General features: G+C 48.6%; 19 protein-coding genes. 2 read left to right on the top strand and 17 right to left on the bottom strand.

The genetic code is table 11. The features are described from left to right. Positions 1-192 precede the first annotated feature (192 nt). Positions 193-1,788, top strand: coding sequence for an FMN-binding glutamate synthase family protein (locus GEV47_RS18270; protein WP_153236242.1), 1,596 nt, complete (start codon positions 193-195; stop codon positions 1,786-1,788). 7 nt (positions 1,789-1,795) lie between these two features. Here GEV47_RS18270 and GEV47_RS18275 read toward each other — a convergent pair whose 3' ends face one another. From GEV47_RS18275 to uraH, 17 genes are all read right to left on the bottom strand, one after another. Next, positions 1,796-3,715 (bottom strand): ABC transporter ATP-binding protein, encoded by a 1,920-nt coding sequence (locus GEV47_RS18275; protein ID WP_153236243.1) that lies wholly within the window; start codon positions 3,713-3,715, stop codon positions 1,796-1,798. Positions 3,716-4,020: 305 nt separating this feature from the next. After that, positions 4,021-4,692, bottom strand: a complete 672-nt coding sequence (gene maiA / locus GEV47_RS18280) for a maleylacetoacetate isomerase (protein ID WP_153236244.1) — start codon at positions 4,690-4,692, stop codon at positions 4,021-4,023. A gap of 98 nt (positions 4,693-4,790) precedes the next feature. Beyond that, the gene (locus GEV47_RS18285; protein WP_153236245.1) at positions 4,791-5,477 is read right to left on the bottom strand and encodes a fumarylacetoacetate hydrolase family protein; all 687 of its coding nucleotides are present in this window, start codon (positions 5,475-5,477) and stop codon (positions 4,791-4,793) included. Between the two features lie 136 nt (positions 5,478-5,613). Next, a complete protein-coding gene (locus tag GEV47_RS18290; RefSeq protein WP_153236246.1) occupies positions 5,614-6,789 on the bottom strand; it encodes a pyridoxal phosphate-dependent aminotransferase in 1,176 nt (391 codons plus the stop codon). Positions 6,790-6,964: 175 nt separating this feature from the next. Beyond that, positions 6,965-7,441 carry a transcription antitermination factor NusB gene (gene nusB, locus GEV47_RS18295; RefSeq protein WP_153236278.1) on the bottom strand — a complete coding sequence of 159 codons (477 nt, stop codon included), beginning with the start codon at positions 7,439-7,441 and terminating at the stop codon, positions 6,965-6,967. A 14-nt stretch (positions 7,442-7,455) separates the two neighbouring features. Then, positions 7,456-7,947, bottom strand: coding sequence for a 6,7-dimethyl-8-ribityllumazine synthase (gene ribH / locus GEV47_RS18300; protein ID WP_153236247.1), 492 nt, complete (start codon positions 7,945-7,947; stop codon positions 7,456-7,458). A 176-nt stretch (positions 7,948-8,123) separates the two neighbouring features. Next, entirely contained in the window at positions 8,124-9,236 is a 1,113-nt protein-coding gene (gene ribBA / locus GEV47_RS18305) for a bifunctional 3,4-dihydroxy-2-butanone-4-phosphate synthase/GTP cyclohydrolase II (protein WP_153236248.1), read from the bottom strand. Positions 9,237-9,334: 98 nt separating this feature from the next. Then, entirely contained in the window at positions 9,335-10,336 is a 1,002-nt protein-coding gene (gene dusA / locus GEV47_RS18310; RefSeq protein WP_153236249.1) for a tRNA dihydrouridine(20/20a) synthase DusA, read from the bottom strand. A gap of 212 nt (positions 10,337-10,548) precedes the next feature. After that, entirely contained in the window at positions 10,549-12,387 is a 1,839-nt protein-coding gene (gene typA / locus GEV47_RS18315) for a translational GTPase TypA (protein ID WP_153236250.1), read from the bottom strand. A 436-nt stretch (positions 12,388-12,823) separates the two neighbouring features. Next, a complete protein-coding gene (gene truB, locus GEV47_RS18320; RefSeq protein WP_153236251.1) occupies positions 12,824-13,783 on the bottom strand; it encodes a tRNA pseudouridine(55) synthase TruB in 960 nt (319 codons plus the stop codon). Between the two features lie 56 nt (positions 13,784-13,839). Further along, positions 13,840-14,229 carry a 30S ribosome-binding factor RbfA gene (rbfA, locus tag GEV47_RS18325; protein WP_153236252.1) on the bottom strand — a complete coding sequence of 130 codons (390 nt, stop codon included), beginning with the start codon at positions 14,227-14,229 and terminating at the stop codon, positions 13,840-13,842. A 184-nt stretch (positions 14,230-14,413) separates the two neighbouring features. Then, positions 14,414-17,344 carry a translation initiation factor IF-2 gene (infB, locus tag GEV47_RS18330; RefSeq protein ID WP_153236253.1) on the bottom strand — a complete coding sequence of 977 codons (2,931 nt, stop codon included), beginning with the start codon at positions 17,342-17,344 and terminating at the stop codon, positions 14,414-14,416. 51 nt (positions 17,345-17,395) lie between these two features. After that, on the bottom strand, positions 17,396-18,955 hold the full coding sequence (gene nusA / locus GEV47_RS18335; RefSeq protein WP_153236254.1) for a transcription termination factor NusA: 1,560 nt from the start codon (positions 18,953-18,955) through the stop codon (positions 17,396-17,398). Further along, on the bottom strand, positions 18,952-19,458 hold the full coding sequence (gene rimP / locus GEV47_RS18340) for a ribosome maturation factor RimP (RefSeq protein ID WP_153236255.1): 507 nt from the start codon (positions 19,456-19,458) through the stop codon (positions 18,952-18,954). Before rimP ends, nusA begins: the two co-directional genes overlap by 4 nt. A gap of 362 nt (positions 19,459-19,820) precedes the next feature. Continuing rightward, positions 19,821-21,770 carry a 23S rRNA pseudouridine(2605) synthase RluB gene (gene rluB, locus GEV47_RS18345; RefSeq protein ID WP_153236256.1) on the bottom strand — a complete coding sequence of 650 codons (1,950 nt, stop codon included), beginning with the start codon at positions 21,768-21,770 and terminating at the stop codon, positions 19,821-19,823. A 10-nt stretch (positions 21,771-21,780) separates the two neighbouring features. Continuing rightward, positions 21,781-22,680 carry an SMC-Scp complex subunit ScpB gene (gene scpB / locus GEV47_RS18350; protein ID WP_153236257.1) on the bottom strand — a complete coding sequence of 300 codons (900 nt, stop codon included), beginning with the start codon at positions 22,678-22,680 and terminating at the stop codon, positions 21,781-21,783. 414 nt (positions 22,681-23,094) lie between these two features. Further along, positions 23,095-23,448, bottom strand: coding sequence for a hydroxyisourate hydrolase (gene uraH, locus GEV47_RS18355; protein ID WP_153236258.1), 354 nt, complete (start codon positions 23,446-23,448; stop codon positions 23,095-23,097). 295 nt (positions 23,449-23,743) lie between these two features. On the opposite strand from uraH, the gene puuE reads away from it, so the two are divergent. Further along, on the top strand, positions 23,744-24,706 hold the full coding sequence (gene puuE / locus GEV47_RS18360) for an allantoinase PuuE (protein WP_153236259.1): 963 nt from the start codon (positions 23,744-23,746) through the stop codon (positions 24,704-24,706). Positions 24,707-24,728: the final 22 nt, after the last annotated feature.

Below are 24,728 nucleotides of genomic sequence, written 5' to 3' on the forward strand. Positions count from 1 at the left end.
TTCTACCTTCACTTCGCAGCTTACTTCGCGTCGTTTTTTGCAGAGGCCGAACTATAGCAACCCACCTTCAACACCGCAAGCAATTTTTGAAATATTTTCAATTTTATTTTATTAGCCTATAGTCTTAGAAAAATTGTCATTGAAATTCACAACATCAGGATGGCATACCTGTCTATCTAAGAGAAAGCGATTATGTTTACCAGCCGCTATACAGTGTTCTTCAGTATCGCTCTACTAAGCCTTTTACTAGCCGCACTGGCGGTCACAGGAAAGATCAGTTGGTGGTGGTCGTTAATACCAGCATTACTTACTCTACGTGGCATCTTAGATATACGTCAGAAGAATCACGCCATCTTGCGCAATTACCCTCTGATGGGGCACTTCCGTTTTTTATTTGAAATGATTCGGCCGGAAATACGTCAGTACTTTTTTGAGGGCGATAATGATGGCGCTCCGTTTACACGTAAAGAACGTAGCCTCGTTTATCAACGTGCGAAAGGCGATGTCGATAGTCGGCCATTTGGCACCGAACTCAACGTAAAACAAACTGGTTACGAGTGGGTGGGGCATTCTTTAGCGCCAACAGTTCTCGCCAATCACGATTTCCGCGTCACAGTTGGTGCTGAGCGCGCCCAGCCCTATGCGATATCGGTTTTCAACGTCTCGGCTATGAGCTTCGGCGCACTATCGGCCAACGCCATACGCGCACTTAATAAAGGAGCGCAAAAAGGCGGCTTCTTGCACGATACCGGGGAGGGCTCCATTTCTCCACACCACCGCGAATTTGGCGGCGATCTCAACTGGCAAGTCGCTTCGGGTTATTTTGGATGTCGTAATGAAGACGGTACTTTCAATCAAGATAAATTTGCCGAACAAGCCAAGTCACCGCAAGTCAAACTGATTACAGTAAAACTGTCTCAAGGTGCGAAGCCAGGTCACGGCGGTATACTGCCAGCCGCCAAAATCACGCCGGAAATCTCTGCCACACGCGGCGTGCCTATGGGGGTCGATTGCGTTTCTCCTGCGACGCACTCTTCATTTAAGACGCCGATAGGGCTACTCGAATTCATCCAAAAACTACGCACATTATCCGGTGACAAGCCCGTTGGTTTTAAGTTGTGCGTAGGTCACCCATGGGAATTTTTTGGCATAGTTAAGGCGATGCTGGAAACGAATATTCTGCCAGACTTTATTATCGTCGATGGCTCAGAAGGCGGTACTGGTGCTGCACCTTTGGAGTTCGTTGATCATGTTGGCATGCCATTACAAGAAGGTTTGCTGATGGTGCATAACACGCTAGTTGGCGCGGGGCTACGTGATCGCATCAAGATCGGCGCCAGCGGTAAAGTCATTACCGCTTTCGATGTCGCCCGTACCATTGCGATTGGTGCGGACTGGTGTAACTCAGCGCGCGGCTTTATGTTTTCTTTAGGCTGCATTCAGTCGCAAAGCTGCCATACGGATCGCTGCCCAACCGGCGTCGCGACTCAGGATCCGGGGCGAATGCAAGCATTAGTAGTTCCTGACAAAGCCGAACGTGTTTATCGCTTCCATCAAACTACTCTGCATGCGCTGCAGGAATTAGTCCAGGCGGCAGGGTTACCGCACACTTCGGCACTGCGCGCGCATCATATCGTACGACGCATCTCTGATCATGAAGTACGATTGATGTCGCAATTATTGAAATATCTGGAACCGGGCGATCTGCTTAATGGCAATTATCGCTATCAGGTGTACGAGAAGTACTGGCCGATCGCCCGTGCGGATAGTTTTCATCCGGCTTTATAAAGTAACGTTAGAACCGATTTAAATTAACCAACAAATCAGCATCTTCGGGGCGGCGCACAATAACCGCTCCGCTTCCATCTTTGGCATCAACCGCATCATCATCTTCAGCACCCAAAAATCCACCACTTTGATGCGCCCATAAACGCGCGTATAAACCGCCGCTGGCCAACAGACTATGATGATCACCTTCTTCAACGATGCGACCTTTGTCCAACACGATCAATCTATCCATCGCAGCAATCGTCGATAAACGATGGGCAATCGCCACCACGGTTTTGCCTTCCATCAAACGATACAAACTTGCCTGAATGGCCGACTCAACTTCCGAGTCCAACGCGCTGGTCGCTTCGTCTAACAACAGAATCGGCGCATCTTTCAACATCACGCGTGCAATTGCAATACGCTGGCGCTGACCACCTGATAACTTAACACCACGTTCGCCGACATGTGCGTCATATCCTTTGCGGCCCTTTGCATCTTCCAATGTCAAAATGAAATCATGCGCCTCGGCCCGCTTGGCGGCAGCAATCATTTCCGCATCGCTGGCATCGGGACGTCCATACAAAATATTATCGCGTACTGAGCGATGCAATAACGATGTATCTTGCGTCACCATCCCGATTTGTGCGCGCAAGCTATCTTGTGTGACGCGATGAATATCGGCGCCATCAATCAAAATGCGTCCCTTCTCAACGTCATAAAAGCGCAATAACAAATTAACGATAGTGGATTTTCCAGAGCCGGAACGTCCAACCAAACCAATTTTTTCTCCAGGTCGTATATGCAGCGACAAATGCTCGATCACCGGACGTGGTCCGCCATAGGCAAAACTCACATCATCAAAACGCACTTCGCCGTGTTTTACATGCAAAGCAGTGGCATCCGCTATATCTGTCACAGCATGAGGACGCGATAAAGTATTAATACCATCCTGTACCGTACCGACCTGCTCGAACAATGATGCCATTTCCCACATCACCCAGTGCGAAATACCATTCAAGCGCAATGCCATCGCTGTCGCTGCGGCGACCGCACCAACACCAACCTGACCTTGTGTCCACAGCCACAGAACGACGCCTGCTGTACTCAGAATTAATAGCATGCCGAGAATATGATTGGTAATTTCAAAGCCACTCACCAGACGCATTTGCCGCTTCACTGTGACTAAAAATTCATCCATCGCTGTTTTCGCATAAGATGCCTCACGCCCCGCATGTGAAAATAATTTCACTGTCGCGATATTCGTGTACGCATCGGTAATACGGCCCGTCATCAACGAACGCGCATCCGCTTGCGATTGTGCGACACGGCTCAGACGTGGCACAAAGTAGCGCAATGCAAAGGCATACAACGCCAACCAGCCCATAAATGGCAACAACATCCAAAAGCTAAAACTGCCGACTACTGTCACCATCGTCACAAAGTAAATCAACACGAATACCAGAATATCACCCAATATCATGCAGATATCGCGTACTGCCAGCGCCGTTTGCATGACTTTGGCTGCCACTCGACCAGCGAATTCATCCTGATAAAAGCCCATGCTTTGACTCAGCATCATTCGATGAAAATTCCAGCGTAATAACATCGGGAAATTGCCTGCCAACGCCTGCTGCTTAAACATAGACTGCAAAGCCACCACAATCGGGCTGGCCAATAACACCACTGCCAACAACAATAATCCACCACGTTCCTGCGTCCATAGCAGCGATGGCTGTACCTTACTTAGCCAATCAACGATGCGCCCCATCATTGAGAACAACATTGCCTCAAAAACGCCAATAACCGCCGTCAATAAAATCATGGCGACAATGTAGCGGCGCAGGCCTTTGGTACAAGCCCAGATAAAAGCAGTGAAGCCGCGTGGTGGCGTCTTCAATACAGCATCTGGATAAGGATGCAGCAGTTTTTCAAACCATCCAAACATATGCCTACTCCAGAAAATAAAGTTAAGTGCTTCCAAACCATTGTTTAGATTAAGCGTATCGACAAAGACAGTACGGCTGTACGACTAGGAGATACGACAACATCTAAACGATGTTTTGGGAACGCTTATTTGGATTCCCGCAAAACAGGCATCAAATTAGACCAGGCATTTTGTGCCCATGCAGGGAACATAGGAAAGAAGTAATTAATTAGCGCCAACAACATCACCCAAGGCATAGCCCTGGGTGTGCGCTATATCGTTCGGATACAAAAGACAGTATCCGGTACGTTTTGTGTAAGCGCTATTTATGCCTCGGCGTCCGGCTGATTTTCCGGTGCTGCTCTGACAAACGCATCAAGTTGCAGACAATGCGCATAAATACGCATCAATGTTGGCATTCCCGACAAATCACATTGTAATCGTTGTGCATTAAATAACTGCGGCACTAAGCAACAATCAGCCATGGTCGGTGTGTCACCATAACAAAATTTACCGACACGAGTGTCAGCCGCCAACTGCGCTTCCAATGCTGCCAAACCTGTTTCACACCAATGGCGATACCATTTGTTTTTGGCCTCCTCATCCACCTTCAATTCGCGTACCAAATAACGTAGCACGCGTAAATTGTTAAGAGGATGAATGTCACAAGCAATCGACAACGCAATATTCCGTACAAAAGCGCGATCTATCGGTGCCGACGGCAACAAGGCAACATGTGGATAGATCTCTTCCAGATATTCGATAATGGCAAGTGATTGATTCAAGGTGGAATGACTTGCCATTTTTCCAACCGCCATATCGTCGATCAACGTTGGCACTACACCATTCGGATTGAGCTGACGATATTCCGGGCTTAACTGTTCGCCGCCATTTTTTAACAAATGTACTGGAACGGTTTCGTACGGCAAATCCTTCAGATTCAACGCTATACGCACCCGATAGGCGGCAGAACTACGAAAGTAGCTATAGAGTTTCATATCTCCTCCTATATTTTTTGTATAGTTGCATCAGCGTAGACTATCCAACTGAATTGACTAGTTTTCCTTCTGATCCGAAAAGTCTACTACTAATGCGACTAAACCAGACGTACCTTCAGTCCACTCACACCATCAACACTACCCTCAAGCACATCGCCTTTTACCACCGCAGCAACACCCGCTGGCGTGCCGGTAAAAATCAAATCGCCCGCACGTAATTCGAAGTAGGTAGAAAGATACTCGATAGTTTCTGCAATGCTCCAAATCAATTGGGCAATATCACCTTGTTGTCGCGCCTGACCGTTCACGGCAAGTTGAATACTACCGCTGGTTTTAAGATCTGAAGAAGGATGAATCGATGAGATCGGTGCGGAGTAATCAAAACCTTTACCGGTAGACCAAGGGCGGCCTTGTTTTTTTGCCTCCCCCTGCAAATCACGGCGGGTCATGTCGAGACCAACGGCGTAACCAAAAATATGTTTTGCCGCGTCTGCTGCCAAAATATTTTTGCCGCCGCTCTTCAGAGCAACGACCAATTCAATTTCATGATGCAAATCTTGTGTGCGCGATGGATAAGGCATTTCGCCGACGCTACCACTTGCCACTGGCAAAACTGCATCGGCTGGCTTCATAAAAAAGAATGGCGCTTCACGCTCGCTATGGCCCATTTCTTTCGCATGTTCAGCGTAATTACGGCCTACACAGTAAATGCGATGCACCGGAAAAAGTGCTTCACTACCTTCAATCGGGACAACTGCTTGCTGTGGGGGAAAGGCGAATTGCATAAAAGTCTCCGTTATTAAACTGAGTGAGACGACTATGTTATCAGTGCGGGAAATTGCTGTAACCAGAAATATGACGTTATTTTTTTAATTTTTTCTTAATAAAACTTGCACAAAACCGGTTATCAGCGGCAAAGCATCAAACATCCTCTTTGCCAAAAAATTTCCTTAAGCGTCGCACCGCTTCTTGTAAATTTTCCATCGATGTTGCGTATGACAGGCGAATGTAGTTAGGCGCGGTAAAAGCGCCGAAATCCAATCCGGAAACCACACTCACGCCGACTTCCTGCATGATCCCTTTGACCAGATGATCAGCATCATCAGCCAATGCGCTGCAATCCGCATAAATATAAAAGGCACCATCTGGAATTACCGGCACTTTAAAACCAAGTGCGATCAACTCTGGGACCAAAAAATCGCGACGACGTTTAAATTCAGCCTTACGCTCTTCATAAATAGCCAGCGATGCCGGTTCAAAACAAGCCAACGCGGCATGTTGTGCGATAGATGACGCGCAAATGAATAAGTTTTGCGCCAATTTTTCGATCTGCGGCACCAGTTTTTCCGGCAAAACTAACCAGCCTAATCGCCAGCCTGTCATATTGAAATACTTGGAAAAGCTATTGATAACGATCACATCATCACTGAGAGACAAGGCCGAGAACGGTTGAGCATCGTAAGTCAATCCTTGATAGATCTCATCCACAATGGCGAAACCATTTTTCTCGCGCACAGTAGCAAGAATTTTTGCCAACTCATCTGGCAGAATGGATGTGCCAGTTGGATTTGACGGCGATGCCAACAAAACCCCACGCGTAGCGGCGCTCCAATGTAAGCGTACCGCCTCGTCGGATAATTGAAAACGTTGCTCAGGCCCGCTGGCAATCATCTGCGCCACACCATCAAACGCCGCAACGAAATGTCGATTGCAAGGATAAGATGGATCCGGCATCAACACTTCTGCGCCCTTCTCCACCAACGCCGCACACGCCAACAACAATGCGGCCGATGCTCCAGCCGTGACCACGATACGTGACGGCGTAATTTCCAATCCATACACACTTCTGTAGTGATCGGAAATCGCAGCACGCAAAGCGGGCAAACCGGTAGCAGAGGTGTACTGCATTTTGCCGTCATTCATAGCCTGCGTCGCCGCGGCAACGACCAATGGCGGCGCAGTAAAATCGGGTTCGCCAATACCCATATGAATAATATGCCGGCCTTGCTGCTCCAAAGCGGCAGCCATTTTTGCCAATTCCATGACATGGAACGGCGCAATATTGTCGAGGCGAGAAGCGAGGTTGGCTAAATTCATAGGGAAATGTAGTGATAATTTTTGAATAAATAATGTCTAATAACCGATTGAAAAATCACCTCGTCATTCCCGCGAACGCGGAAATCCATCTTATGCAACTTGGATCCCCGCGTTCGCGGGGACGGCGATAATTTTCAAATCGGTTATTTTGAATTAGCTATGCATAAAACGATGCTTAAACGCGATGCTTTGCGTTGATCTCTGTCTGCCGCACTTTCGCAGCAAATTTATCCAGCACACCGTTAACATATTTATGACCATCAATTCCACCAAATGACTTAGTCAATTCAACGGCTTCATTGATCACAACTTTGTACGGAATTTCCAGATGGTTCTGCAACTCAAATGCACCGATCAATAACGCCGCATGCTCAATAGGCGATAGTTCCGTAATTTTGCGGTCTATCAACGGTGCCAATTCCGCACGTAGCGACGTTGCATCTTTTACCGCACCAAACAACAAGGCATTGAAATGCTCCACATCGGCTTTATCAAAGCCATGCGCTTCACGGATGTTGGCATGAATGTCGTGCACATCTTCATTGCTCAGCAACCATTGATATAAACCTTGCAGCGCAAACTCACGCGACCGGTGACGAGGTGTGCGGTTCTTGCTTGGATTGGCATGGGTAGATTGCGTTTTGTTAGTCATCATTTTTTCCGTTTTTACTCTTCTTCGTCACCAGTTGACTCAGCCAATTCTTCCAGTGCGATAGACAAATTTGCCATTTCCACTGCTACACGCGCGGCATCAACGCCTTTTTCTTTCATGCGTACTTCTGCTTGTTCATCATTCTCAGTCGTCAAGACTGCATTGGCGATCGGAATACCGAATTCCAAACCGACTTCACTGATGCCGCGACCTGATTCGTTCGAGACTAATTCAAAGTGATAAGTCTCTCCGCGAATCACTGCGCCCAATGCCACTAACGCATCAAATTGCATGGTTTCTGCCAATTTTTGCAATGCCAGCGGAATTTCCAACGCGCCAGGAACGGTGACATGCAAGATATCGGCATCGTCTACGCCCAGATGTTGTAATTCGCCTAAACAAGCTGACAATAAACCGTGGCAAACATCTTCATTAAAACGCGCTTGCACAATACCGATACGCAAACCTGCACCGTTGAGGTTAGTTTCATAAGTTCCGACTGTCATGGCTTTCCTTTTTGCGCAGCGCGCCTTAGTTACAACATTTTTTACAACAAACAATTACAACAAATTATGAATCGTTGCGGGCACGGCTTGCCGCACCCTTACCTTATTTAGACTTCTTTCGGAGCGTAGCGACCAGCACAATATTGTGTCGCGCAATCGGTTCCGAAAGCAGTGCATTAACTATTCGGTTTATTTTGATAGCCAGTTACTTCTAACTCAAAACCCGCCATCGAAGGCATTTTTCTTGGACTTGCCAGCAACTTCATTTTGCCGACGCCTAAATCTTTCAGAATTTGAGCACCAATACCGTAAGTGCGTAAATCAACCCGCGGAGCCGGTGCTTTAATCCCTTTATCGCATGCATCGAGTGCTGAAAACTTATCGAAAATCTGTTCTGCCGATTGCTCGCAATTGAGCAACACCACAACTCCACACGGCGAGGCCGCAATTGCCTGCAAAGCCGATGCCATATTCCAGGAGTGATTAGTCGCTTCAGTTTCCAACAAATCCAGAACCGATACTGGTTGATGCACACGCACCAGCGTTTCTACATCCGCAGTTGGTGTGCCATGCACCAGCGCCAAATGCGCACTGCCGCTAGGCGTATCGCGGTAAGCAATGGTTCTGAAACTGCCTTGTGCAGTTTGGGTGGTGCGTTCAGCCAAACGCTCAATCACGCTTTCATGCTGGCTTCGATAGTGAATCAAATCGGCAATCGTGCCGACTTTTAAATTATGCTCTTTTGAAAATTCCAGCAAATCTGGCAAACGTGCCATAGTGCCGTCTTCCTTCAGGATTTCGCAAATCACTGACGCTGGTGTCAAACCTGCCATGTGAGTTAAATCACAGCCCGCCTCAGTATGACCAGCACGCATCAACACGCCGCCCTTTTTGGCTTTGAGCGGGAAAATATGGCCGGGCTGAACGATGTCGCTCGGCTTAGCATTTTTTGCTACCGCAACCTGGATAGTGCGGGCACGGTCTGCCGCTGAAATACCGGTTGTAACACCTTCTGCGGCTTCAATCGAGACCGTGAAATTGGTGCCATAAGCGGTGCCATTACGACTGGTCATCATGCTCAAATCCAGCAAGTCACAACGCTCTTCAGTCAGCGTCAGACAAACCAGGCCACGCGCATGTTTCACCATAAAGTTGATTGCTTCCGGCGTCACGAAATCGGCGGCCAGGACTAAATCGCCTTCATTTTCTCTATCTTCTTCATCGACCAGTATCACCATACGACCGGCGCGTAATTCAGCAATGATTTCTTCGGTTGTTGCAATTGACATGTTTTTGCCTTGAAATAAGAAAACGATCAAGCTTGGGTTAAAGCCATCTCGCCATTTTAATAGATTTCATTATTCGATAAATGCCGTCAGAAACCAGATTACGCAGCCAATGGTTGCATTCTTGCCATCGCCTCTAGCAATAATGCCGGATCACCCAAAGCCAGTTTTTTAGAATCAGACAAAGCCTGTCTGTAACTTCTGGCACCCGGCAATCCCGCCATCAAACCTAACATATGGCGCGTAATACTGTTTAAACGCAGACCTTTACCATCATTGCCATGCAAGGCCAATTGTTGACGGATATACGGCATCATCGCTTGTAATATTTCTGCGCGCGACTTCGGCGTAATTTCATGATCATCGTAATATCGCCCATCGAAATCGGCCATCAAATACGGATTATGATAAGCCTCACGACCAAGCATGACACCATCGACATGCTGCAAGTGGAGGTCGATTTCTGCAGTAGTTTTAATCGCCCCATTGATGATGATTTCCAGCGCAGGAAAATCACGTTTCAATTGATAGGCAAAATCGTATTTCAAAGGCGGTATTTCGCGATTTTCTTTCGGGCTAAGGCCCTTCAGAATCGCGTTGCGCGCATGAACAATAAACGTCTTGCAACCAGCATCAGCTATCGTTCCAACAAAATCTCTGACGAAGTCGTAATGCTCAATTTCATCAATGCCGACGCGATGTTTGACGGTGACATCAATATCAACCGCATCGCGCATCGCCTTGACACCGTCAGCCACAAGGTTCGCTTCAGCCATCAGACAAGCACCGAAGGCACCTTTTTGCACGCGCTCAGATGGGCAACCGCAATTCAAATTGATTTCGTCGTAGCCCCATTGTTCGCCAAGTTTTGCACTTTTTGCCAGATCAGCAGGTTCGCTGCCGCCGAGTTGTAATGCGACGGGATGCTCTTCATCATTAAAATCCAGATGGCGCGGCACATCACCATGCAACAAGGCACCGGTGGTCACCATCTCGGTGTACAGCCAGGTATGGCGCGTGATTTGACGGTGGAACATGCGGCAATGCCGATCTGTCCAATCCATCATCGGGGCAACGCTAATTGTTCGTTTGCGATAAGTCATTTGCAGAAGTTCACACTGAAGTTGAAGCTAAAGTCAAAGCTGGCTATAACAAAATGAAATGGGGTTTTTCCACATTCATTCTTTACTGAAATGCCATGAAAAAACCCGTCAATATTGCAAAGCACATTGGCCTCACAAGATTGACGGGTCGGTACTACTGAATATGTCTAACCTGCGATAGTCATTCGCACGCCAACAACATCAAGCAACAATTATGCGTCGCGCGATGCTTTTTTACGATCGTTTTCTTTCAGGTGACGCTTACGCAGACGGATGCTTTTTGGTGTGACTTCAACCAATTCATCATCAGCAATAAACTCTACCGCGTATTCCAATGACATCTCGATTGGCGGTACCAAACGTACCGCTTCGTCAGTACCTGATGAACGCACGTTAGTCAATTGCTTACCTTTAATCGGGTTCACAACCAAATCGTTGTCACGTGAGTGAATACCGATGATCATGCCTTCATACACTGGATCGTTATGGCTAACAAACATACGACCGCGATCTTGCAATTTCCAAATCGCATAAGCTACAGCAGCGCCATCATCTTGGGAAATCAGAACACCATTGCGACGCACACCCAAGTCACCGCTCTTGCTGTTATCAACTGGTGCGTAGTCATCGAACACGTGGCTCATCAAACCTGTACCACGGGTTAACGTCATGAATTCGCCCTGGAAGCCGATCAGACCACGTGCTGGAATACGGTATTCCAAACGTGTACGGCCTTTACCATCCGATTCCATGTTTTGCAAATCGCCGCGACGTTTGCCCAACTCTTCCATCACGCCGCCTTGATTTTCTTCTTCAACGTCAACGCTCAGCATTTCAAATGGCTCATTACGTACGCCATTGATTTCTTTGAATACAACCTGAGGGCGCGACACAGCCAATTCAAAGCCTTCACGACGCATGTTTTCAATCAAAATTGTCAGATGCAACTCACCACGACCTGAAACTTTGTATGTTGAATCGTTATCTGGATCTTGCTCAACGCGCAATGCCATATTCGCCCGCAATTCTTTTTCCAGGCGATCTCTGATCTGACGCGTAGTAACAAACTTACCTTCGCGGCCTGCCAACGGCGAACTGTTAACCATAAAGTTCATCGACAAAGTCGGCTCATCGATTTTCAACATCGGCAAACCATTTGGTGCATCTGGTGCGCAAATCGTGCTACCGATACTCAAATCTTCGATACCGTTAATCAGCACGATATCGCCAGCTTGCGCTTCGTCAACCAAAACGCGATCCAGACCCTGGAATGTCAATACTTGGTTAACCTTGGCTTTTTTCGGCGTATCTTCAGGACCATTCATGAAGACCACTTGTTGCAAAGCTTTAACGCGACCAGCAAGAATACGGCCAACGCCAATTTTTCCGACGTACGATGAGTATTCCAACGAAGTGATTTGCAATTGCAAAGGTGCATCAGGATCATCTTCACGTGCTGGAACGTGTTCCAGAATAGCGTCAAACAAAGGCTCCATATTTCCTGAGCGAACGTCTTCAGTCAAACCTGCATAACCGCTCAAACCTGATGCGTAAATGATTGGGAAATCCAATTGCTCATCAGTTGCGCCGAGCTTGTCGAACAATTCAAAAGTCGCGTTCACTGCCCATTCCGGACGTGCATTAGGACGATCAACCTTGTTCACGACAACGATAGGTTTCAGGCCTAGCGCCAATGCTTTACGTGTCACGAAACGCGTTTGTGGCATCGGGCCTTCTTGCGCATCAACCAGCAATAGAACACTATCAACCATCGACAATACACGTTCCACTTCACCGCCAAAGTCAGCATGGCCCGGGGTGTCAACGATGTTGATGTGCGTGCCTTTGTATTCGACTGCGCAGTTCTTCGACAAAATCGTGATACCGCGTTCTTTTTCGATATCGTTCGAATCCATCACGCGAGCATCGACTTGTTGGTTGTCGCGGAAAGTACCAGATTGACGCAATAATTGGTCAACTAGCGTGGTTTTGCCATGGTCAACGTGGGCAATAATGGCGATGTTGCGGATAGCGCGTTTTGAGTTTGACATATTAAATATGGAAGATTGAGGAATTCAGTAATGAACAACGGAACAACGAATGTGGCGAGTGACGGTGTAAATAACGTTACAAATAAGTCGCAACAATATCGTCACACGATGTGTTGCGCGAAGTTGTCACAATCAAACAAACCTGCCGCTGTTCAAAAAACCCGGGTAATCCGGTAAATAAGTAAGGCCGCATAGCTGTTTTGATTAGGCGCCCCCGACGCAGACAGTACGCCTGTACGACTAGGAGGGGCAACAATGTATAAACAGCTATGTGGGCTTACTTACAGCGGAATTCGGGAAGCCGCGCATTATAGCATGACGCAGTGCAAGAACGTATTTTCGGAATCTAAAAAGCCGTGCAATTTCAATAACTTGCACTGCCGTTTGTTGTAAAAATGTCAGAAGTCTGCGCTTCTATACCTGCATTATTACGCCATCATGCGGTGGCGATCAAGCGCTCTGGTGCTAAAACACCGTAGTCGTGTAGCTGTGCCGTTCCTAACAATTGTCGCACTGGTTCGACATTCGTGTTGCCATCCATTTCCGACAATCGATAAACGCGCACTCGCCCAGCTGACTCAGGGAGCTTCACGCCTTCTTTTTCCAATGTCAGACGTTGACCTTGCAAAAACCGCTGCGCTAATCCGTCTGACAAGACTATTTCTGGAAACGACGATAAAAGACTATCTACCGGCGCCAATAATTGCCGTCGCTCTTCTTCCGGTGTATCTGATAACGTGTCCAGCGTAATGCAGCCAGCTAACGTTAAATGGCCGACTTGGATACGTCGCAACTCTTGTAAGTGTGCACCGCAACCCAAGGCTGCGCCAATATCCTCACCCAATACCCGAATGTAGGTGCCTTTGCTGCAGGCTACCCGCACACGTAAAAATGGTGCCTGATAGTCTAAAAATTCCAGCATATGAATGGTGACGTCGCGTGCTTCGCGTTCTAACGTAATGCCGGCGCGCGCATATTCGTACAGCGGTTTGCCATCACGTTTAAGTGCGGAATACATCGGTGGAATCTGTTTGATATCGCCACGAAATCTTGCCAACACGGCAGCTATCTGCTCGGGCGTCACATTGACTTCGCTCGTTGTCAGGACTTCACCTTCAGTATCCCCGGTCGCCGTGGTAATGCCGAAATGGATCACCGCCTCATAGGTTTTATCGGACTCTAATAAGTCCTGGGAAAATTTGGTGGCCTCACCAAAACACAATGGCAATACGCCGGTAGCGAATGGATCAAGCGTACCGGTGTGGCCAGCCTTCGGCGCGTTCAATAATCGCTTGGCTTTAATCAAGGCATCGTTGCTAGAAAAACCAACTGGTTTATCTAGCAATAAAACACCGTTAAGAGGAATACGAATTTTTTTGGGCGAAGTTGACGCCATAGACTATCTGACTTTTTGAACGTTGATATGTGAAATGAAACGTGCAACCCAGGGGTTTATTCCTGATCGTCGTCCTTAGCGCGGGTGGCATTAGCCTCGTCAATCAGACGTGACATTTCCTGACCACGCGCTGTGGAGCTATCATGATGAAAATGCAATGTCGGCAATGTATGAATTCTCAAAACGCGGCCGAGTTGATTCCGCAAAAAACCGGCTGAATTACTCAAAGCATCCAAGGTATTCTTAATCGCTGCAGGATCGTCATTGAGCATAGTGAAAAACACTTTGGCATGCGCATAATCCGGCGTCAATTGCACTTCTGTGATCGTTACCATGCCAACCCGCGGGTCTTTTAGTTCAGAAGCAATGATGACAGACAAATCACGCTGGATTTGATCCGCTACGCGCAGACCGCGCGACGGGATAGATTTGCTATTTTTAGCCATAATTTCATTTCGTTGTATTTTTTACATAATCGGTGAGCACAATGCTTCACCCATCACATAGCTAGAACAGGTTACACCAAAAAACAATCGGGCTTAATTATTCAATTAAGCCCGATCATTACTTGCACTAAATTGCTAGTACCGAATTGCTAGTACCAAGTGTCCTTACTAAGCTTGCACGCAATTACAGTGTACGAGCGATTTCTTCGACTTCAAACACTTCAAGCTGATCGCCTTCTTTGATGTCGTTGAAGTTCTTCAGTGTCAGACCGCATTCGAAACCAGCGCGAACTTCTTTTACGTCGTCTTTGAAGCGCTTCAAGGAATCCAATTCGCCTGTCCAGACAATCACGTTGTTGCGTAACAAGCGTACCGAAGCACCGCGCTTGACCAAACCTTCGAGTACATAGCAACCTGCAATCGCGCCGACCTTGCTGACCAGCAGTACTTGACGAATTTCGACCAAGCCCAATGATTGCTCGCGCTTCTCTGGTGCCAACATGCCGGACATCGCTGCTTTGATTTCGTCTACTGCATCGTAAATAATGCTGTAGTAACGGATATCAACGCCATTGGCTTCTGCCAGTTTGCGTGCCTGCGCATCGCCACGAACGTTAAAGCCGATGATGACTGCTTTCGCTGCCACTGCCAGATTGACGTCTGATTCGCTGATACCACCAACGCCAGCGTGAACCACTTGCACTCGTACTTCGCCGGTCGACAATTTCTGCAACGATTGAACCAGCGCTTCTTGTGAACCTTGCACATCGGTCTTGATGATCATAGGCAGGTTTTTGACTTCGCCTTCGCCTATGTTCTCGAACATATTTTCCAGCTTGGCAGCTTGTTGCTTAGCCAGTTTCACGTCACGGAACTTACCTTGACGGAACAAACCGATTTCACGCGCTTTGCGCTCATCGGCCATGACCATCACTTCTTCACCAGCCACCGGCACTTCGGTCAGGCCTTGAATTTCAACTGGAATCGACGGACCAGCTTCGGTGATCGCCTTACCATTTTCATCTGTCATGGCACGAACACGACCATAAGCAGAGCCAGCCAGGACCACATCACCGCGCTTCAATGTACCTGATTGCACCAAGATGGTTGCAACCGGACCACGACCTTTATCAAGACGTGCTTCTACTACCAGACCACGTGCTGACGAAGCCACCGGCGCTTTCAATTCCAGCACTTCGGCTTGCAACAGTACTTGCTCTAGCAAGGCATCAACGCCCATACCCGTTTTGGCCGATACTGCTACGAACGGAGCATCACCACCATATTCTTCTGGCACAACTTGTTCAGCGATCAATTCCTGCTTGACGCGATCCATGTTAACACCAGGTTTATCCATCTTAGTGACAGCAACCACCAGCGGTACGCCAGCAGCTTTTGCATGGGCAATCGCTTCTTTAGTTTGTGGCATCACACCATCATCACCAGCCACCACCAGAATCACGATATCTGTCGCTTTAGCACCACGTGCACGCATCGCCGTAAAGGCTTCATGACCTGGTGTATCAAGGAAAGTGATCATTCCGCCTGGTGTTTCAACGTGGTATGCACCGATGTGCTGGGTAATACCACCAGCTTCACCAGAAGCCACTTTAGAACGACGGATGTAATCCAACAATGAAGTTTTACCATGGTCAACGTGACCCATGACGGTAACCACTGGTGCGCGTGGAAATTGCTCAACATCTTCCTGCTCTTCGCCATCGACCAATAAAGCCTCTGGATCATCGAGCTTGGCTGCATGTGCCGTGTGGCCCATTTCTTCGACCAGAATCATTGATGTTTCTTGATCCAGTACCTGATTGATGGTGACCATCTGTCCCAGCTTCATCAAATGCTTGATGACTTCTGACGCCTTCACCGACATTTTGTGCGCTAGTTCTGCAACAGTAATGGTTTCAGGAACATAGACGTCCTTGACCACTGCTTCGGTCGGCACCTGGAAATTGCTTTCATGATCATCTGCTTGCGAATTACCGCGACGACCGCCTTTACCACCACTGCGCCAGCCGTCACGACCAGTACCAGCCGCTGGGCCGCCACGGGTTTTGATGCCAGCACCACGTTTTTTACTATCGTCAGACCAAGTCGAGGAAACGTTCGCCGATTTGATCGATTTTTTGTCGACCACGGGTTTTTTCTCGTCTTTTTTCTCGCCCGGCTTTTTATCAGCTGGTTTATGTAAGGTGCCAGCAGGTGCTTTGGCAGCGGCCACTGGAGCAGCAACCACAGGCTCTGGCGCCTTGATCACGCGACGTGGCGCGTTCATCATGGCTTTGATCTGCGCTACTTCATCTTGCACTGCTTTACGTGCCAGATCATTGGCGGCAGTTTTTGCCGCAGCTTCTTTGGCTGTATCGGCGATTTTTTGCTTCGCCTCTTCAGCCGCTACGCGCTTTTTCTCTTCCTGCTCTGCTGCTGCCGCGGCCACATTGGCTGCATCAGCCACTTGTGCTGGCGTTGGCGCAGGCGTCGCCGCTTTTTCGGCTGCCGGTGCAACTGGTGCTGCTGCCGCAACTACGGCGGCTGCTTCAGCCGCTTTTTTCGCTTCAGCTTCGGCTTTTTTGGCTTCGATCTCAGCTTTTTGCGCAGCTTTAATTTGCGCTATTTTTTCAGCTTCAAGTTTGGCCAAATGCTCTTGCTTTTCGCGCAAGTCAGCTTCTTGCTGAGCGATTAACTCAGCTTGACGGCGAGCATCTTCAGCCCGACGAGCAACTTCTGCCTCGTCAACCACCGGTGCTGCAGATTCAGTTGTGTCGGAAGCGACTGCTGCTGGGCTTGCTACCGCTGGTTCATCACGCTGAACAAAAGTGCGCTTTTTACGCACTTCAACCTGGATAGTGCGTGACTTTCCAGTAGCATCAGCCTGCTTGATTTCAGTGGTTTCTTTACGCGTCAAAGTGATTTTCTTTTTTTCACTATCGGCGCTAGCGCCGTGTGAACGACGCAGATGCTCCAGCAGACGATCCTTATCTTCTTTCGATAAAGTATCTTCAGTTGATTCTTTAGTGACACCTGCTGAGCGCAATTGCGTTAATAGCAAATCCGCTGGCATCTTCAGCTCGGTGGCAAATTGGGCTACATTGTTACTCGCCATTCAGTCCTCTTTTTCTATGTGGCGCGGTAGACGACATGGGAACCTCGCGGATCACTTGGCTTCCGCAAGGTTCCATGCTTTAGCTTGTAAAGCCTTGGCACGATCATCGTACTTACCATCGATAAGTTTCATCTCATCGTCAGTCACATCTTTAAATTCTTCTTTAATCAATTGACGGGCACGCTCTGACGGTAAGGCCAGAATCGCACCGAATTCGTCATAGGCCAAAGCAGCAAACGCAGCCAACGTCTTAACACCTGCCAAGCCCAACTTACCAGCCACTACACGGTCCATGCCTTCGAAATTAGCAAGTGCATCTTCCATGCCTTCCATACCTTCTTCAGAAGCAATCGCCTCTGTTACCAAGGCATCACGTGCACGGGTACGCAATTCATTGACGGTATCTTCATCGAAGGATTCGATGTCCAACATTTCGCTAATTGGCACATAAGCGATTTCTTCCAGGCTGGCAAAACCTTCATCTACCAGAATGTCAGCAACTTCCTGATCAACGTCGAGCTTTTCCATGAACAGCGCGCGTGTCGCAGCTGTTTCCAACGCCGACTTGTCTGCCGATTCTTCCGCTGTCATGATATTGATTTGCCAACCGGTCAACTCAGCTGCCAAGCGTACATTCTGACCACCACGACCAATCGCGATCGCCAGATTTTCGGCATCAACAACTACATCCATAGCGTGTTTTTCTTCATCCACAACAATGGATGAGACGTTGGCCGGGGCCAATGCGCCGATCACAAATTGGGCTGGATCTTCTGACCACAACACGATATCAACACGTTCGCCGCCCAACTCGCCAGTCACGGCTTGCACGCGTGAACCACGCATACCGACGCAAGTGCCGATAGGATCAATCCGCTTGTCATTAGTAAACACGGCAATCTTGGCGCGCACGCCCGGATCACGAGCAGCTGATTTCACTTCCAGCGTACCTTGTTCAATTTCCGGCACTTCCAGCTCAAACAATTTCTTGATGAATTCTGGTGCAGTGCGCGACAAAATCACTTGTGGTCCACGGGCATTGCGATCAACGCGCAAGATATAGGCGCGGACGCGATCGCCAATACGCAGATTTTCTTTAGGAATCGTTTGGTCGCGTGGCAGACGAGCTTCGATCTTGCCGGATTCAACAATCGCGTCGCCGCGCTCCATCCGTTTGATCGTGCCAGTCACCAGCGAATCGCCACGTTCCAGGAAATCAGCCAGAATCTGCTCACGCTCAGCATCACGGATTTTTTGCAATACGACTTGCTTAGTATCTTGCGCAAAACGACGGCCGAATTCCACTGACTCGATAGGCTCTTCGATGTAGTCATCGACTTCTACGCCTTCAATCTGCTCGAGTGCTTCAAATAATAAAATTTCTTGATCTGGCATTTGCAAACCAGCTTCATCGGGCACAACCAACCAACGACGGAAGGATTCGAATTCGCCAGTTTCTCTGTCGATAGCCACGCGAATATCCACATCGCCTTCATAGCGCTTCTTGGTTGCTTGCCCAAGTGCGTGTTCTAGTGCACCGAACACGACGTCTCGGTCGACGTTTTTTTCATGCGCGAGCGCATCGACCAACAATAAAATTTCGCGACTCATGCTTTGCGACTCCTAAAATTCACTTGTGGCACCAAGTGTGCCTTGTCCACGTCAGCCAGCATAAAATCCAGTAATGCTGACGACCCATCGTTTGCTACAAATTCGAGTTTCAAATTTTCACCATCCGGCGCTTGCAAAACACCTTGGAAAGTTTTCCGGTGCGCTGCGCCTGGCATAGGTAAACGTAATTTGATGATGACTTCCTTACCTACAAAACGCGTATAGTCTGCCAGCTTCTTCAACGGCCGATCAAGGCCAGGTGACGACACTTCCAAGCGTTCGTAAACCGCATTTTCGACCGTTAATACATGCAGCAATTGATGCGTCACTTTTTCACAATCTTCTACGGTGATCGATGCCGGCACACCATCTTCATCTGGCGCAGCATTTTCGGCAGTCAGATCGATATACACACGCAACAAACCACGCGCGGCTTTTTCGAACTCGACCAACTCGTAGCCCATGCCAACCACGGTTTTTTCTATCAATTCCTGTAGCTGCAAGGAGATTCTCCTAATAATTATTTATGCCTGTACCGACTCTTGTTTAGCGCTTGTTTCTATCAAGCCAGCGCGTGCTCCGCGCATTTGAAACAAGATGCTTCACAATCGTTGAGCAAAAAAAAAATGGGCATCAGCCCATCTTCTTATCGCTTGCATCAAGCTTGTACTGCTTTGGCTTGTCTATGCTCGCATTGCTTCAGACGAAGATTTCACAGACTGATTGTGAAACAACTTCCGTTAACTTGCAGATTATAAGCGATTAGCATAGCTATCGCAATGTAGAAACTATCTTTTGTTACGCCAGGCCTGCTTTACATAACAATTTGACAACTCCCTGCAAGGAACAAAACAACTATTTTTTATCAGCGCGGACGACGACGTCCACCGCTTGGTGCGCCTTGATAGCCGCCTGGCGTTGCAGGACCTCTGCCGCCCGGCCTTGCTGGACGCGTATTATTTCGACGCTGCTGGCCGGCATCGGGAAAACCTAGCGCAGTTTGCAATGGATCAGGCTGACGACTGCGCTGACCTTGAGGGCGCCCTCCCGGACCTTGGTTAGGGCCACGCTTTTGCCCCTGACCTTGCTGACCATAACCACCGCCAAAACCTTGGCCCGAATTTTGCCCGAACTTAGATGTTGAGTTGCCGGCGTAATTACCCCCGGCGCGATTACCATTCGGCTCACGGCTTTGCCCTTGACCTGGCCCAGCACCTCTCGATGGGCGATCTTTACCGCCAGCGCCCGTTTTCGGCGAGGCAGCTTTCTCCAAGCCGTTGGCAGCCATCATGGCACGCACGTCATTTTCATCCAGCTCTTCCCAGCGACCACGCTTTAAGCCGCGAGGCAAAGTCATTGCGCCATAACGAGTACGAATCAGTCGCGAAACAGTCAAGCCAATTGCCTCGAACATCCGACGTACCTCACGATTACGACCTTCGCCAATCGTGACGCGATACCACTTATTAATACCCTCACCGCCACCATCGGCGATTTTAGAGAACTGCGCCAAACCATCTTCCAGTTCGACACCGGCCAATAATTTTTGACGCATGCCCTGCTCTAACTCACCCAGAGTACGCACCGCATATTCACGATCGATGTTGTAACGCGGGTGCATTAATTTGTTAGCCAGGTCACCTGAAGTGGTAAATAGCAACAAACCTTCCGTATTAAAATCGAGACGACCTACTGCCAACCATTTGGCGGCCTTCATGTTCGGCAAACGATCAAACACAGATGGGCGACCATCCGGATCGTTATGACTGACGATTTCACCCGCTGGTTTGTGATAAACCAGTACCCGCGGAGGACGCGTGGAAACTTTGCGCTGCAACAATTTGCCGTTAATACGCACTTGATCAGTCGGCAAGATGCGCTGACCTATATGCGCGGGCTCACCATTGACCGATACCCGGCCAGCGATAATCAATTCTTCCATATCACGACGCGAACCCAGACCAACGTCAGCCAATACTTTATGCAATTTCGGCGCATCATCATCCGCTGTTAAATCCCGACGCACATTTTTTGGCGCTTGACGGCTGGTGGCACGACTTTCATCTTCAGTTACCAGACTATCAAAATCTTCTGAGGTAACGAAAGAGAAAACCTCATCCGCAGCGGCAGCAGGCGTTGCTTTCTGCCCGCCTTTTTGACCGGGGCGACCTTGCTGCTCACCTTGCCGGTTATGCGGTTTTTTATTTTGCTGACGATCGCGCGGATTTACATTATTCGACTTATTACCAGTACGACGATCTCTCTCACCCGGCTCACGAACATTTCGCTCGCCACGCGGGATCGCCGCTGCAGCATTACTTTCGCCGCCTTCCGCTTGCACAGGCACCGCATCACTTGCAGAGCTTGTCGCTACATCGGCAACTGCCGCTGCAGCAGCTTCTTGCGCGCGCTGAGCCGCACGGTTGCTACGCATCGCACGTGGGCCACGCACACCACGTCGCACCGGCTTTTCTGCGGATTGTTCAACTGATACCGCCTCATTCGACACTGGCACGAACTCTTGCACCTTGACCGCTTCTGACACAACAACCTCAGAACTCACTTCTTTAGGCACCGCTTTTTTGCGCGGAGTACGTGGCGCAGGCTGACTAACTTCTGCATCAACAGCTAATTCGGCGACTTTTTTTCTCGTTTTTTTGACCGCTGTTGTCGCTGGCGCATCATCACTGATGACCGCAGCCTCTGCCGCCACCTTAGTGGCAACCTTGCGTGGCGCTCTCGGTTTCTTGACCTTCAACTCGGGTGTTGCTGTCGCGTCGACGGTAGTCGCATCTTTAGAACTAGGTGGATTCATTATTCAAGTGTTAGTTATGCTGACCGGGCGTAGGGTGAGCTATCGATTCAATATCCATAGCTTCGGATGCAAGGTCATTGGTGGGAATGTCGTTCGGTACAAATGCTACTTCAACAGTTACTTCTTTTAATATTGCCTCTGCAGTCTCTGCCAATTCAATGGGGCTATCTTCAACTACTTGCTCAGCCACCAGCGCCATGGGCTCTGAAATTGCTGCAACCTCTATGACTTCAGTGGAGCTATTGGAGACATTGTCTGGTGGCGCCTCATTCAATTCTACTCCTGCCGCCGGATCAACTGAATTTTGCGCCAGATTAGTGGCCAAATCAGCCTCAAATGCCTGCAACTCAAGTAACGTGCCTTCGGCCATGTCGTTTTTGGCGACTTGCTGCAACGGCGGCAACTGATCCAACGAAGTCAGTCCAAGATCATCCAAAAATTGTTTGGTAGACGCAAATAATGCCGGACGCCCCGGTACGTCTCTATGTCCAATGGCCTCAATCCAGCCGCGCTCTTCGAGCATTTTGATGGTTTGCGAATTGACAGTTACACCACGAATTTCTTCGATATCGCCACGCGTAACTGGCTGTCGATAGGCAATAATTGCCAATGTTTCTAATGTCGCGCGTGAATACTTGGGCGGCTTTTCCGGATTCAATCGCTCCAGATAAACTTTCATCTCAGGCCGACTTTGAAAGCGCCAGCCGGTCGATAAACACACCACTTCGATACCCTTATCGGACCATTCGACGCGCAATTCCTCCAGCATCGACTTGATCGTATCCGCATCAACTTCGCTCTCGACATCGTCATAGGCCACATAGAGCTTTTTTAAGTCGTTAATCGACAAAGGCTCATGAGCACAAAGTAGCGCTGTTTCGAGGACTTTCTTAGCCTCAACAATATCCATGTACGGCGTATTAGTTAAAATTTTTAAAATTTACAGAAATTGGGCAGAAATGATGCTGAAAAGATGCTTAAAGTAAGTCAACGACAAGTATCTGAAAAATAGGCGATACCTGTGTAGTTTTATCGTCAATAGAAACGCGTTGATACTGCTGTCCGGTGCCCGCTAGGGTACTGCATTGGGGCAGGAACATCTGACTTTGAGGCGCTAAACACATCAGCGCGCCATGCCAATTTACTTATCTTTCACATCAAAGTGTTTTGTATTGATGCAAGATATTGCGCGAAGTGTAGCACAAACTGCGGATGGAGAGTGGCTGGTTTTTATGACTTTTACGCCATGACTTGATTATTTAAGCGACACAGCTTGCGTCGCTTGCTGTGTCGCTTATCATGCAGGAGCAAACCTAAAGCGCGATCAACTGCCGCGATAAGTTGAATAAGACCATGGCGATACAACTAATGGTACGTGGTAATTTTGCGACGAATCGGCAATACCGAACGCCAATGTAACTTTATCAACAAAACGTGGCGCCGGCACATTAACGCCTTGCCCCGCAAAATAGTCACCCGCCGCAAAAATCAATTCATATTGACCAACTAACAAGTCGTCATTTTGCAACAACGGCGCATCACAACGGCCATCACTATTTGTTACGGCGTTCTTTAGCAAAATTTTGCCATTAGCCGTGACGCGATACAACTCGATGCTGACACCAACGCCTGGCTTACCTTGGGTAATATCCAAAACATGCGTACTTAACTTGCCCATTATTTTTTCCCTATGCAAACATAGGGCTTACGCAAAATTGCCCCAGCACGGCGTGCCGAGCGCGGCCTGTACGACATGCTGGAACGGCGGAGCTGGGGCGATTTTGCGTAAGCCCTAAAACAGTTAAAAACCACCAACGCGCAAATGATATACCTCAGAATATAAGTGAATATAAGACGAAACATATATTAATAATGGTGCCGTAACGACATAATCCGATCAAACAAACATTCGCCAAGGCAACAAATAGCAGGTATTACGCGAATGAGATTCCGAGACAAAGAAAGAAGTTGATATGAGCAGCCTTAAGCATTCCCCAAGCTATCCTCGCGACCTGATCGGTTATGGTCGTACGCCGCCCCATGCGCAATGGCCCAATCAAGCAAGAGTCGCTCTGCAATTCGTACTGAACTACGAAGAAGGCAGCGAAAATTGCGTACTGGATGGCGACGCTGGTTCTGAAACATTTTTATCTGAAATCATCGGTGCGCAAAGCTTTGCTGCTCGCCATATGAGTATGGAATCGCTGTATGAATATGGTTCGCGTGCCGGCCTATGGCGCTTGTTGCGCATGTTTGAAGACCGCAAATTGCCATTAACGATCTTTGGTGTTGCGCGCGCGCTACAACGCAACCCCGAGGCTGTCGCCGCATTTCAAGAATTAGGGCATGAATTTGCATGCCATGGTTTACGCTGGATTAGCTATCAAAACATCGACGAAGCCACTGAGCGCGCGCACATGGCCCAAGCCGTTAACATCATTAAAGAGCTGACCGGTAGCGCGCCTAAAGGTTGGTACACAGGTCGTGATTCACCAAATACACGTCGCCTGGTAGTCGAACATGGCGGTTTTAGTTATGATGCCGACCATTATGGCGATGACCTGCCATTCTGGGAGAGCGTAGAAATTAGTAATGCCAACGGCGAAGTCGTCAGTAAACCGCAATTGATCGTTCCTTATACCCTGGACACCAATGACATGCGCTTTGCTGCTCCGCAGGGCTTCAATTCTGGCACGCAGTTTTTCGATTACCTTAAAGATGCCTTTGATGTGCTGTACCAGGAAGGTGATCCACAAGGGTTAAATCAACCAAAAATGTTATCCATTGGCTTGCATTGCCGCGTTGTCGGTCGTCCAGCCCGCGCTGCGGCATTAGCGCGCTTTCTGGATTATGTGCAGTCACATGATCGCGTATGGATTACACGCCGGATTGACATTGCAGATCACTGGCGCAAAACGCACCCGTTTTCGGCATAACGCATTCACTGAATAAGTGTAC

The sequence above is a fragment of the Glaciimonas soli genome (assembly GCF_009497155.1).
GTDB lineage: Bacteria > Pseudomonadota > Gammaproteobacteria > Burkholderiales > Burkholderiaceae_D > Glaciimonas > Glaciimonas soli.

What these genes read in the sequence shown, in the direction of transcription:
- GEV47_RS18270 (WP_153236242.1), top strand. Translation starts at nt 193, where the DNA reads ATGTTTACCAGCCGCTATACAGTGTTCTTCAGTATCGCTCTACTAAGC.
- GEV47_RS18275 (WP_153236243.1), bottom strand. Translation starts at nt 3,715, where the DNA reads ATGTTTGGATGGTTTGAAAAACTGCTGCATCCTTATCCAGATGCTGTA.
- maiA (WP_153236244.1), bottom strand. Translation starts at nt 4,692, where the DNA reads ATGAAACTCTATAGCTACTTTCGTAGTTCTGCCGCCTATCGGGTGCGT.
- GEV47_RS18285 (WP_153236245.1), bottom strand. Translation starts at nt 5,477, where the DNA reads ATGCAATTCGCCTTTCCCCCACAGCAAGCAGTTGTCCCGATTGAAGGT.
- GEV47_RS18290 (WP_153236246.1), bottom strand. Translation starts at nt 6,789, where the DNA reads ATGAATTTAGCCAACCTCGCTTCTCGCCTCGACAATATTGCGCCGTTC.
- nusB (WP_153236278.1), bottom strand. Translation starts at nt 7,441, where the DNA reads ATGACTAACAAAACGCAATCTACCCATGCCAATCCAAGCAAGAACCGC.
- ribH (WP_153236247.1), bottom strand. Translation starts at nt 7,947, where the DNA reads ATGACAGTCGGAACTTATGAAACTAACCTCAACGGTGCAGGTTTGCGT.
- ribBA (WP_153236248.1), bottom strand. Translation starts at nt 9,236, where the DNA reads ATGTCAATTGCAACAACCGAAGAAATCATTGCTGAATTACGCGCCGGT.
- dusA (WP_153236249.1), bottom strand. Translation starts at nt 10,336, where the DNA reads ATGACTTATCGCAAACGAACAATTAGCGTTGCCCCGATGATGGATTGG.
- typA (WP_153236250.1), bottom strand. Translation starts at nt 12,387, where the DNA reads ATGTCAAACTCAAAACGCGCTATCCGCAACATCGCCATTATTGCCCAC.
- truB (WP_153236251.1), bottom strand. Translation starts at nt 13,783, where the DNA reads ATGGCGTCAACTTCGCCCAAAAAAATTCGTATTCCTCTTAACGGTGTT.
- rbfA (WP_153236252.1), bottom strand. Translation starts at nt 14,229, where the DNA reads ATGGCTAAAAATAGCAAATCTATCCCGTCGCGCGGTCTGCGCGTAGCG.
- infB (WP_153236253.1), bottom strand. Translation starts at nt 17,344, where the DNA reads ATGGCGAGTAACAATGTAGCCCAATTTGCCACCGAGCTGAAGATGCCA.
- nusA (WP_153236254.1), bottom strand. Translation starts at nt 18,955, where the DNA reads ATGAGTCGCGAAATTTTATTGTTGGTCGATGCGCTCGCGCATGAAAAA.
- rluB (WP_153236256.1), bottom strand. Translation starts at nt 21,770, where the DNA reads ATGAATCCACCTAGTTCTAAAGATGCGACTACCGTCGACGCGACAGCA.
- scpB (WP_153236257.1), bottom strand. Translation starts at nt 22,680, where the DNA reads ATGGATATTGTTGAGGCTAAGAAAGTCCTCGAAACAGCGCTACTTTGT.
- uraH (WP_153236258.1), bottom strand. Translation starts at nt 23,448, where the DNA reads ATGGGCAAGTTAAGTACGCATGTTTTGGATATTACCCAAGGTAAGCCA.
- puuE (WP_153236259.1), top strand. Translation starts at nt 23,744, where the DNA reads ATGAGCAGCCTTAAGCATTCCCCAAGCTATCCTCGCGACCTGATCGGT.